The organism is Bacillus thuringiensis (assembly GCF_001595725.1).
GTDB lineage: Bacteria > Bacillota > Bacilli > Bacillales > Bacillaceae_G > Bacillus_A > Bacillus_A thuringiensis_K.
Genome location: NZ_CP014282.1, coordinates 4,918,942 through 4,930,566 on the forward strand (window position 1 = coordinate 4,918,942; position 11,625 = coordinate 4,930,566).

The window sequence follows — 11,625 nt, forward strand, 5'->3', positions numbered from 1 at the left end:
TATCGCTCCCCATTGTTGATATTCTTTTTATTCCTAACACACTCATTTTCATTATAAGCATTATCTTTATATAGAAAAACTAAGGTGTATTTCATATTCCTCAAAAATACAGTGAGAACCTTGATAAAATAAAGCTTTCATAAGTTGTTTCAATTCTGTGAACAACTTAAAAAACTTCTATAAAGTATCCTTTTTAAAAGGAAAATTAGAAAAGTTCTATATAAATCTTTACCCTATTACCGCCTATTTTACTATTCTCTACTTTTTACAAAACAATATACAGCATTGTAATCTACATATAATCCCATCAAAAAGAGAAGTTGTCGTTTCCAACTTCTCTTCCTCTTTACTTCATCTATAAAAATAGAATCAAATTCTTTATATCCTCTATTGTCCTCAGCATGCGCCAACAATTTCGTTGGCTTTTTTTCGCTTATTAGATGCGAGAACGTAAGTAAGCATCAATAAATGGATCAATCTCTCCATCCATAACAGCTTGTACGTTACCAACCTCCGTATTTGTACGATGGTCTTTTACAAGAGAATACGGGTGGAATACGTAAGAACGGATTTGGCTACCCCATCCGATTTCTTTTTGCTCTCCGCGAATTTCATCTAATTCTGCTTGTTGCTCTTCTAGTTTCTTTTGATATAATTTCGCTTTTAACATTTTCATCGCATGCTCACGGTTTTTAATTTGAGAACGCTCCGACTGACATGTTACAACCGTATTTGTCGGTGTATGTGTAATACGAACTGCTGAATCTGTCGTATTTACGTGCTGCCCACCAGCTCCACTTGCTCGGTACGTATCAATTTTTAAGTCTTCTGTACGTACTTCGATTTCAACTTCATCATTGAACTCTGGTACAACTTCACAAGATACGAACGATGTATGACGGCGCCCTGAAGAATCGAATGGTGAAATACGTACAAGACGATGTACACCTTTCTCTGCTTTTAAGTAACCGTAAGCGTTATGACCTTTAATTAATAAAGTTACACTCTTAATACCAGCTTCATCACCTGGTAAATAATCAACCGTTTCTACTTTGAATCCGCGTTTTTCAGCCCAGCGTGTGTACATACGTAATAACATAGAACCCCAGTCTTGTGACTCAGTTCCACCTGCACCTGGATGTAATTCTAAAATCGCATTATTTTTATCATAAGGATCACTTAATAGTAACTGAAGCTCATACTCATTCATTTCTTGAATTAAGCCTTTTACTTCTGATTCTAATTCCTCATGTAAATCTTCATCATACTCTTCTTTTAAAAGCTCATGCGTGATTTCTAAATTTTCGAACGTCTCATCTAACTGACGGAACTTTCCAACCATATCTTTTAACGCATTCGCTTCATTAATTACAGCTTGTGCGCCTTGTTGGTCATCCCAAAATCCTGCGCCCATCATTTTCTCTTCTAATTCTGCAATTTGTTTCTCCTTAGTAGGGAGGTCAAAGAGACCCCCTAAAAGCCGCTAATCGCTTAGCCATTTTCTCTAATTCCTGTCTAATTTCTACTAATTCCATTTCCTTCACCTCTATGTAATTGCTGTTACTTTCGTATGAAAACAAGGGAAACTCTCTCCACTTATTACGGAGAGAGTTTAATCCTTCTTAATTATACATTTTTGATATAAAAGTTTGCAAAACAGCCAAAGCTACCGTCCTATATTACTGAACGATACCACAGCAGTTTTTATATTTTTTACCGCTACCACATTTACATAAATCGTTGCGGCCCACTTGGTCACCTTTTACAACTGGCTTTTTCTTTGCTTCTTCGCCATCGCTAGAAGGATGAACAGCTTCACCTTGAACAACTTCTTGACGTTCTAAGTTTTGTTCAATTTCAGCTTTCATAATGTAACGAGAAATTTCCTCTTCAATAGAAGCAACCATTGACTCGAACATCGCGAACCCTTCCATTTGGTACTCACGAAGTGGATCGATTTGACCGTAAGCACGTAAATGAATACCTTCACGAAGGTGATCCATCGCATCAATATGCTCTGTCCATTTCGTATCTACAACGCGGAATACAACAACTTTCTCAAACTCACGCATTTGCTCTTCTGGCATAAGCTTTTCTTTGTCATTGTAACGCTCTATTAATTTCGCCATAATCGGTTCGCTCATTTCCTCAGGAGCAAGGCGACGTAATTCTTCTTCTTTTACATCTCCGTCTTGAAGAAGGTTTGCATTTAAGTAGTCAACAAGACCTTTAATGTTCCAATCTTCTTCAATTTCCTCTTGTGTATGAAGCGCAACAGCACGTTCTACTGTAGATTTCATCATACCTTCAATAATGCCACGTAAGTTTTCCGATTCCATAACCTCTTGACGTTGCTTATAAATAACTTCACGTTGCTGACGAAGTACATCATCGTATTGTAATAACTGCTTACGTGCATCATAGTTATTTCCTTCAACACGTTTTTGTGCAGATTCTACCGCACGAGAAACCATTTTACTTTCAATCGGCTGTGAATCATCCATACCAAGGCGGTCCATCATTGCTTTCATATTATCTGAACCAAATCTGCGCATTAATTCATCTTCCATTGATAAGTAGAACTGCGTCACACCAGGGTCCCCTTGACGACCGGCACGACCACGTAACTGATTATCAATACGACGGCTTTCATGTCGTTCTGTACCGATAACTGCTAGACCGAAGATTTTTACATCATCTCCAAGCTTAATATCTGTACCACGACCAGCCATATTCGTTGCAATCGTTACAGCACCTTTCATACCTGCTTCCGCAATAATATCAGCTTCACGTGCATGGTTTTTCGCATTTAAGATGTTATGACGTACACCTTTACGCGTTAACATTTTTGAAATAAGCTCTGAAGTTTCAATTGCAACTGTACCTACAAGAACAGGTTGCCCTTGTTTATGACGATTTACAATATCCTCAACAACAGCATTGAATTTACCTTCCATTGATTTAAAGATTAAATCGGCACGATCATCACGAATAATCGGTTTGTTTGTCGGAATTACAATAACGTTCATATTGTAAATGTTACGGAATTCCTCTTCCTCTGTTTTCGCTGTACCAGTCATACCAGATAATTTTTCATACATACGGAAGTAGTTCTGGAATGTAATTGTTGCAAGCGTCATGCTTTCATTTTGAATTTCTACACCTTCTTTTGCTTCAATCGCTTGGTGTAATCCTTCGCTATAACGACGACCTTTCATAAGACGACCAGTGAATTGGTCTACAATTACGATTTCGCCTTCTTGTACAACATAATCTGTATCACGATGCATAACAACGTGTGCACGAAGCCCCTGATTAATATGGTGAAGAAGTGCTACATGTTTTAAATCGAATAAGTTTTCAATATGGAAAGCTTTCTCTGCTTTCGTAATACCATCTTCTGTTAGCATTACATTTTTCGTTTTCACATCAAATGAATAATCTTTTTCATTTTCTAACGTACGAACAAATGCATTTGCAAACATGTATAGCTCTGTTGATTTTTGAGCTTGTCCTGAAATAATAAGCGGCGTACGTGCTTCATCGACTAAAATAGAATCGACTTCATCGATAATAGCAAAGTGAAGTGGACGTTGAACGCACTGCTCTTTATATAAAACCATGTTATCACGTAAGTAATCGAATCCAAGCTCATTATTTGTGCTATACGTAATATCAGCAGCATAAGCCTCTTGTTTCTCTTCGCGTGACATACTATTTAAGTTAATTCCTACTGTTAAGCCTAGGAACTCATGAAGTTGTCCCATTTCATTCGCATCACGTTGTGCTAAGTATTCATTGACTGTAACAACGTGAACACCTTTTCCTGTTAAAGCATTTAAATATACAGGTAATGTAGACGTTAACGTTTTACCTTCACCCGTTTTCATCTCAGAAATATTCCCTTCATGTAAGGCAATACCACCCATTAACTGTACGCCATATGGACGCATTCCAAGAACACGAGTTGCCGCTTCGCGAACAACCGCGAAAGCTTCAGGTAGTAGATCATCTACTGTTTCACCTTTTGTTAGACGTTCTTTAAATTCAAGCGTCTTTCCTTTTAATTGTTCATCAGTTAGTGGCTTAATAGATGACTCTAATGCATCAATTTGCTCAACTGTTTTCTGCATACGTTTAATTTGGCGTTGGTTTACATCAAACACCTTTTTTAAAATACCGATCATAGGAAATACGCTCCTCTTTTTATTAAAATAAAACTTCCGATTGTTTTCTTTTTCTCTATTACAATCAGTCGTTATAACAATCAAATGTATGTTATGCCAATTTTTCTCCTAATTAAAAAAACTAAAATGTATATACCTAATGATAATTGTAACACTTGTCTTATAACTATGACAACAATCGGCCGAATGTCTCGTTCTAAATTAAGAAAAGTTTTTTAAAAATCTATTTTCAGCAAAAAAAGCGCAGCCATTTCGGCTGCGCTTTCGAATTATTATTTAGTTTCGATTAAACCGTATTTCCCATCTTTACGGCCATATACAACATTAGTTTCATTTGTATCAGCATTTGTGAAGACGAAGAAATTATGTCCTAGCATATCCATTTGTAGGATTGCCTCTTCAACGTCCATCGGTTTTAAGTCGAATCGTTTTGTACGTACAAGTTCTAATTCATCTTCTTCTACCTCATCCAAAACAGCTACTGCTTCTGGAAGGATAAAGTTCGTTTTCATAGAACCTTTCTCACGTAACTTACGATTTACTTTTGTTTTATGTTTACGAATTTGTCTCTCAATTTTATCAACTACTAAATCAATAGCAGCGTACATATCGCTATTAGTTTCTTCTGCACGAAGTAATAAATCAGTAAATGGTATTGTTACCTCGACACGTTGCTTGTCAGAGTATACTTTTAAATTAACTTTAATCTCTGGGAATGTATCAAAATAACGCTCTAACTTACTTAGTTTTTTCTCTACATATTCCTTTAATGCTGGAGTTACTTCAATATTTTCACCACGAATGTTGAATTTCATAGATGAATTCCTCCTTTCAAGCCTATGTACTATAATTTCGACATTGGCTTAAAAACTCCTTCTAACTTTTTTAAAAAAATTAGTGGAATTGCGATTTTTTTATCGTTTTTTGTTGAAATGAAAAGATGCATCGTTTCTATCTTTATTTTATCCTATTAACATCGTGAATAACGAATATAACTGTGGACAATTCGTTACAGAAAAGAAACAACTTTTTGACAACTTACCCTATAACAAAAACCCCTTGCGAAAAACAAGAGGTTCTACTACATATATATAACGTTGCCACAAACGCAGCTTTCTCTTCCAAAAACAATATCCCCTACAGTTTCACAACATTAGCTGCTTGTGGTCCACGTGCTCCATCTACAATGTCAAACTCTACTTGTTGCCCTTCTTCTAATGACTTAAACCCATCTTGTTGAATAGCAGAAAAATGGACAAATACATCGTCACCATCTTCACGCTCAATAAACCCAAATCCCTTTTCTGCATTGAACCATTTCACTCTTCCTTGCATGTTCATTCCATTCCCTTCACTCTAAAAATCAGGGCATTCGCCCCATATTTTGACTATAACGAATGACAACATATGAAGTCAAAGAAGACTTATCGCCTTTTTATTATCCCTTTCGACACTGCCATATTAACTTCTACAAAGTGTCAAACTAGATACTTCCGTTGCCCCTCTCTCATATAACAAACTTCCGATTTGCCTAACTGTAATTCCTGTCGTATACACGTCATCAACGAGTAAAATATGTTGTCCAGAAAACATCTCTTCTCCCTGAAAATAAAAAGGATTGCTTCCTGACACCCTTTCTTTACGTGTCTTCTTACTTTGCTTTTCTGTTTCCCTTCTTCTTAATGATGGATAAGAAATTTTGACAGGCAAACAAGTTGCTAATAACTCAGCTTGATTAAAACCACGTTCAACTTCCCTTTCCTTACTAAGCGGAACAGCTATAACGGTTGAAACATTGGCAAAATAATTTTGAAATAAATTTCGAAACGGGCGATAAAAAATGCGAACTAACTCTGCATCCCCCCGAAACTTAAACTGCGCTACTATCCCATCATCATACATGTATAACGAACGGTTTTTAAAAGAACGATACTTCTCCTCTTTCATCCACCTTATACAATCTATACAAATACCGTCTTCTTGAAATGAGGTAGAAACAAATTCTAAAGGTCGCCCACATTCCATGCAAATTTCTCCTATAATATAGGAAAGTTTCTGTTCACATCTATCACATATATATTTTCTATGACACTTTACAAAAAAATTGTACCAACTAACCTTTTCTACAAAACACTCATCACAAAGTAAACAATGCATTAATCAATCAATCCTTGTTCTTCCGCATTTTTATTCATACCTTGAATATGTTTTTTCGCGCGTACCATCGCTTCTGTCTTACCATAGTGAAAATAAATAACCTCTCCATACGGCGCTTCAGAGCTCCGCCCTGCTCGACCCGCAATTTGTACGAGTGCACTTTCTGAGAATATTTCTTCTTCCGCCCCTAAAACTGCGACTTGCAAATTTTTCACCGTTACGCCTCGCTCTAAAATTGTCGTTGTAACTAATAATGGGATTTCTCCCTTTCTGAAAGCCGCTATTTTTTCTTTTCTCCCCGGATCTTCTGCATGTACACCTTCAATTCGATTGTTTAATGGTTTTAACAACAAGCTTATTTCTTCTATATATCGCACATGGGGGACAAATAAAAAAATGGGGAATTTTTTATTTAAGTATGTTTGTAACCACTGTAGTAAAACTCGAGGAATTCTTTTATGAATGAGGTTTTTTTTCCAATTCCCGCACCAACAAAATAAAGGAACTGGCAAGGGATGACGGTGATATCGTCCAGAAACAATAACACCTTTTTGTTTACCTTTTCTAAGTTTTCGCTTCCACGTTTCATCTGGAGTCGCAGTTAAATAAATACGCGCCGCTCTTTCTTTCATCGCTTGTTTTACCGCGTACTGTAACATTTGATCTACACAATATGGAAAAGCATCTATTTCATCTACAACCATGACATGAAATGCCCTATAATAACGTAATAACTGATGCGTAGTCGCAACCACTAGTACTGCATCTTTTTCTTTATCCACACTCCCTCCATATAAAGCCGCTACCTTTATATATGGAAATACTTCTTGCAATCTCGGTGCTAATTCTAGAACAACATCCGTTCTCGGCGTTGCGATACAAACTCTTTCCCCTTTTTGAAGCGCTTCGTTAATTCCGTAAAACAACATCTCTGTTTTTCCAGCACCGCATACAGCCCAAATAAAGAAAGATTCTTTCTGCTTAATAGCTTCTATAACACCTTGCGCCACCAACTCCTGACCGGTAGACAAAACCCCTTTCCACTGCAACTGATTTAACTCTCTTTCTTCCTTTCTTTCCTGAATCCCACGAACGAGTACAGTACATTCACTAACTCTCCCCATCGTGATGCACTTCCGGCAATACGTGCATCTTTTACTGCACCTTTTACATAAAAATGATGCAAATAATCGCTGCTCTATATTTCCGCAGCGCTGACATATATATTTAGAAGCCTTCTTTGTTATGCCTTGTACACATGCGACTTCTCCCTTCTTTTTCAAATCACTTAATTCTTTCCGTAAATCTGAAGAGAGTTCTTCTAATAGCAACTGTTTTCCAGCAAGCATTCATACCACCTCCAGCACTACTATAAACCTTTCTCATCATCTCGTAAAAACTCAAAAAAGCCGATAACCTACTTAGAAAATAGTAAGCTATCGACTTTATACACATGTTTTATTCTTTTATAAATCCTAGAATCGACCGTATCCTAAGAAATGTTTTTTGTTATACGAACTGTTAATATCACCGTACGCAATTCCTTTATCGCTAGCATGGATCATTTGGCCATTACCAACGTAAATACCGATGTGAGATGGGCCTGCTTTGTAAGTACCTTGGAAGAATACTAAGTCTCCTGGTTGTGGGCTACTTACTTTAGAAACTGAGTTCCAGTAACCATTAACGTCTTGACGACCTACACCAAAAATGTAAGAAATGAATCCACTACAGTCAAAACCACCGTTTGATGGAGATGCACTTCCCCAAACATATGGCTTACCCAAATATTGCTTAGCTTTACCAATTACGCCAGTATCCGGTGGAGTTGGTGCTGGGTTTTGCTCTGGTGTTTTCTTTTCTGCTTTAGGTGCCTCTTTTTTAGGCTCTTCTTTTTGAGCTTGTCCACCATTGTTTGCTGGTGCAGCTTGCTCTGCAGGTGCTTGTGCTGGCTGAGCTTGCGCAGCTTTAGCAGCTTGCTCTGCTTGTTTTTGAGCAGCAGCTTCTTGTGCAGCTTTTGCTTGTGCTTCTTCTTCTGCAATGCGTTGTAATTGTAACGCTTGTTTCTCAAGCTCTTTCAATTGACCTTCCGTACTTGTCATTGAAGTTACAACTGTATCCATTTTACTGCTTAAATCGTTTACCGCTGTTGCTTTTTTCTCTTTTTCAGCGTCAAGTTCTTTCTTAGCAGTTTCAATTTGAGCTTGTGCTTCTTTTAATTCTTTTTGTTTCTCTTTTACCGTTGCAACATCTTTTTTCACACTAGCTTGATCTTCTTGTTGTGTTTTCATGATATCTTCATCAGACTCAAGAATTTTAGAAACAGAAGTTAAACGATCAACTAAATCTGCAACGTTTTTAGAGTTTACAAGAACTTCTGTTACAACGTTCGTATTTGGTTGTTCTTGAAGTGCAACTAAACGCTTTCTTAATAGCTCTTCACGTTTTGCAATCTTTGTTTGTAATTCTGCAATATCTTTATTTTTCTTTTCAATTAATTGCTCAGTATCAGAAACTTTTTTCGTTGTTTCATCAAGCTTTGCAGCATTCTCTTGAACAGATTTATCTAAACCTTGAATTGTTTTGTTTAAGTCATTCATTTGTTTTTGTAATTCATCACGTTCTTGTTGTTGTTTATGTAAAGTGTCATTTTGTGTATTAATTTGTGATTTCACGTCAGAAATTTTATCTTCTGCAAATACATTTGGTGTTAGCCCTGAAAACATTAACCCTGCAACTAATGCGCAAGATGTCATTTTTAGCTTTTTCATTTTATTTTTTACACCGCTTTCTTTTTTCTTTTTCCGTATATAACCTATAAAATTTATACCATAATTCGGGATTTTTTTTGCTAATGTTACGTTTTTGTAAAACAAATGTAATATTATATGTGACTATAGTGCAAAATTCGTATATTTTTGTATGTGTGTGTAGAAATTTATATACTTTTCTTACTTCTATAAACAAAGAAAAAACGTAAGGAATCCCTTACGTTTTATTAAATATACGAATAGAAATGAAATGCTACTTCATCCATTTCTCAGCCCAATTTTGGACCTCATCCATAACACTTTCTAACGCTTTTCCCTTGTCAGTTAAGCCATACTCGATTCGAACTGGTACTTCTGGATAGACATTACGAACTACAATGCCCTCGCTTTCCAATTCCTTCAAACGCTCTGACAACATACGATCGCTCATATTTGGGATAATATCTGCGATTTCTCTAAAACGTTTCGACTCTTCAAGCAAAGATTTAATAATTAAGCCAGTCCACTTCTTACTAAGCAGAGTAAAAGCTGACTCAAACTTTGGACATAAACAAGAATTATGCTCCATATGTTTCACCTCTCTTCCATTATAATATAGTTTCTTGTAAAAAGTAAGTTATAAAACTTTCCTCATTATTTTATTTTACGTACATTTTACCATTTCCAAATATTAACTTGTCAACTAAACGTAACATACCCGTAAAAAAACCCTCTTAAAAAGAGAGCTTTTTATATCTTTATTACTTCGTATACCATCCAAGACCTAATGCACCTTCACCTAAGTGCGTACCAATTACAGCTCCAAAATAACCTGTACGAATTGTGACGTGAGGATATTTTGCTTCTAATTCTTTCTTCCATTCATTCGCTTCTTCTTCACGTTGTGCATGAATGATAACTGCTTCCATAGGTACACCTTTACTTGCTTGCTCATCAAAAATTTCAATGATACGTTTTAATGCTTTTTTACGTGTACGAATCTTTTCAAACGGAATAATGATTTTATCTCTAAAATATAAAACTGGCTTCACTTGTAACAGACTGCCGATGAAAGCTTGTGCGCTATTCAATCGACCACCACGCTGTAAATGATGTAAATCATCAACTACAAAATAGGCGTCCATTGTTTTCTTCATTTCATCAAAACGAGCGATAATCTCTTTTGGATTCTTTCCTTCACTTGCTAACTTTGCACCTTCACGCACATAAAATCCTTGTACTTCACAACTAATTTCAGAGTCATACGTGTACACATCAATACCCTCTACCATCTGTCCAGCTGTCGTTGATGTTTGATATGTACCACTAATTCCACTTGATAGGTGAATACTAATAACTGCATCATAATCTTTAGCTAGTTCTTCATATAGCTCAACAAACTTTCCGATTGCTGGTTGAGAAGTTTTTGGAAGTTCCTCTTGTTCACGTACTTTCACATAAAAATCATCTGCTGAAATTTCAGCTTCTTCTTGATAAGATTCTGTTCCAAACACAACGTTTAATGGAATCATATATATATTGAGTTCATCACGAATTTGCTTCGGTATATATGCCGTACTATCAGTAACAATAGCTATTTTCATTTTCGTACCTGCCTTATAAAAAGTTTTATTTCCTAATTTTACACGAAAACTACAAATGGTGCATCCATACATGAAAATGCCGGTTGAAATTATACCTACCATCTCGACAAATTACAACAAAAAGATAAAATACTCACCAAAAACTTCAGCATATTTAGAAAAAATGTTTGAATATAAAAAGGCTCGCTTTTAAAATGGAAAGTACTAGTCATTTTGATAGATAGGGGCGTACACAAGTGCTATTACAATATTTTACAATCAAAGACTACGGCGAACACGAAATCGTCATTCAAAAATCAAGATTTATTTGTTATATTAGCCGAGCAACGACTGAGGAAGAGGCTCAAGCATTTATACAAAAAATAAAAAAACAACATTGGAATGCAACACACAATTGTTCCGCTTATTTAATTGGCGAACAAGACCATATTCAAAAAGCAAATGATGACGGCGAGCCTAGCGGTACAGCTGGCGTACCAATGCTAGAGGTACTTAAAAAACGTGGACTAAAAGATACCGTTGTTGTCGTAACACGCTATTTTGGCGGCATTAAACTTGGCGCAGGTGGATTAATTCGTGCATATGGAAAATGTACAAGCGAGGGCATTAATCATGTCGGTGTTGTCCAGCGAAAACTAATGCGTGTGATGCAAACCGAGATTGATTACACATTACTTGGCAAAGTGGAAAATGAATTACGCAATTCAAAATATGCCATTAAAGATATACATTATCTAGAAAATATCACATTTGATACGTATGTAGAAGAAGACGGCAAACAAGCATTTACAGATTGGATGATTGAATTAACAAACGGGAAATGTACAATTACAGAAGGAGATATGTTGTACTTAGAACAAGATGTTATCTAAGCATAACCCATTTATCACCTTCAAAGATTAATGTAGTGAATTACTTCCCTACGAA

The 11,625-nt window shown here is 36.2% G+C and carries 10 protein-coding genes; 1 reads left to right on the plus strand and 9 read right to left on the minus strand.

Features of this window, described 5'->3' with window-relative positions:
- Nucleotides 1–436: 436 nt before the first annotated feature.
- From prfB to AXW78_RS24900, 9 genes are all read right to left on the minus strand, one after another.
- A protein-coding gene (prfB, locus tag AXW78_RS24860) for a peptide chain release factor 2 (RefSeq protein ID WP_096001716.1) occupies nucleotides 437–1,535 on the minus strand; the annotation gives its coding sequence in 2 pieces (ribosomal slippage) (nucleotides 437–1,462 and nucleotides 1,464–1,535; 1,098 coding nt in all).
- Nucleotides 1,536–1,679: 144 nt separating this feature from the next.
- Entirely contained in the window at nucleotides 1,680–4,187 is a 2,508-nt protein-coding gene (gene secA / locus AXW78_RS24865; protein ID WP_061884751.1) for a preprotein translocase subunit SecA, read from the minus strand.
- Between the two features lie 272 nt (nucleotides 4,188–4,459).
- Complete coding sequence (gene hpf / locus AXW78_RS24870) at nucleotides 4,460–5,002, minus strand: ribosome hibernation-promoting factor, HPF/YfiA family (protein WP_000671186.1); 543 nt, start codon at nucleotides 5,000–5,002, stop codon at nucleotides 4,460–4,462.
- A gap of 322 nt (nucleotides 5,003–5,324) precedes the next feature.
- Nucleotides 5,325–5,522 carry a cold shock protein CspC gene (gene cspC / locus AXW78_RS24875; protein ID WP_003303412.1) on the minus strand — a complete coding sequence of 66 codons (198 nt, stop codon included), beginning with the start codon at nucleotides 5,520–5,522 and terminating at the stop codon, nucleotides 5,325–5,327.
- A gap of 126 nt (nucleotides 5,523–5,648) precedes the next feature.
- The gene (locus tag AXW78_RS24880) at nucleotides 5,649–6,344 is read right to left on the minus strand and encodes a ComFC family protein (protein ID WP_081114013.1); all 696 of its coding nucleotides are present in this window, start codon (nucleotides 6,342–6,344) and stop codon (nucleotides 5,649–5,651) included.
- The gene (gene comFA / locus AXW78_RS24885; protein WP_061884753.1) at nucleotides 6,344–7,693 is read right to left on the minus strand and encodes an ATP-dependent helicase ComFA; all 1,350 of its coding nucleotides are present in this window, start codon (nucleotides 7,691–7,693) and stop codon (nucleotides 6,344–6,346) included. Before comFA ends, AXW78_RS24880 begins: the two co-directional genes overlap by 1 nt.
- Nucleotides 7,694–7,819: 126 nt before the next feature.
- Nucleotides 7,820–9,220 carry a coiled-coil domain-containing protein gene (locus tag AXW78_RS24890; RefSeq protein ID WP_061884754.1) on the minus strand — a complete coding sequence of 467 codons (1,401 nt, stop codon included), beginning with the start codon at nucleotides 9,218–9,220 and terminating at the stop codon, nucleotides 7,820–7,822.
- 148 nt (nucleotides 9,221–9,368) lie between these two features.
- Nucleotides 9,369–9,683: a winged helix-turn-helix transcriptional regulator gene (locus tag AXW78_RS24895; RefSeq protein WP_000400857.1), complete on the minus strand. Its 315-nt coding sequence runs from the start codon at nucleotides 9,681–9,683 to the stop codon at nucleotides 9,369–9,371.
- A gap of 172 nt (nucleotides 9,684–9,855) precedes the next feature.
- Nucleotides 9,856–10,698 carry a DegV family protein gene (locus AXW78_RS24900; RefSeq protein ID WP_000684725.1) on the minus strand — a complete coding sequence of 281 codons (843 nt, stop codon included), beginning with the start codon at nucleotides 10,696–10,698 and terminating at the stop codon, nucleotides 9,856–9,858.
- A 236-nt stretch (nucleotides 10,699–10,934) separates the two neighbouring features.
- Here AXW78_RS24900 and AXW78_RS24905 point away from each other — a divergent pair, with 236 nt between their 5' ends.
- Nucleotides 10,935–11,570, plus strand: a complete 636-nt coding sequence (locus AXW78_RS24905) for a YigZ family protein (protein WP_061884755.1) — start codon at nucleotides 10,935–10,937, stop codon at nucleotides 11,568–11,570.
- The last annotated feature ends 55 nt before the right edge of the window (nucleotides 11,571–11,625 follow it).

Excerpts from the sequence above, each read along its gene's own strand:
- cspC (WP_003303412.1), bottom strand. The coding sequence starts at position 5,522 with ATGCAAGGAAGAGTGAAATGGTTCAATGCAGAAAAGGGATTTGGGTTT.
- comFA (WP_061884753.1), bottom strand. The coding sequence starts at position 7,693 with ATGCTTGCTGGAAAACAGTTGCTATTAGAAGAACTCTCTTCAGATTTA.
- hpf (WP_000671186.1), bottom strand. The coding sequence starts at position 5,002 with ATGAAATTCAACATTCGTGGTGAAAATATTGAAGTAACTCCAGCATTA.
- AXW78_RS24880 (WP_081114013.1), bottom strand. The coding sequence starts at position 6,344 with ATGCATTGTTTACTTTGTGATGAGTGTTTTGTAGAAAAGGTTAGTTGG.
- AXW78_RS24895 (WP_000400857.1), bottom strand. The coding sequence starts at position 9,683 with ATGGAGCATAATTCTTGTTTATGTCCAAAGTTTGAGTCAGCTTTTACT.
- AXW78_RS24900 (WP_000684725.1), bottom strand. The coding sequence starts at position 10,698 with ATGAAAATAGCTATTGTTACTGATAGTACGGCATATATACCGAAGCAA.
- secA (WP_061884751.1), bottom strand. The coding sequence starts at position 4,187 with ATGATCGGTATTTTAAAAAAGGTGTTTGATGTAAACCAACGCCAAATT.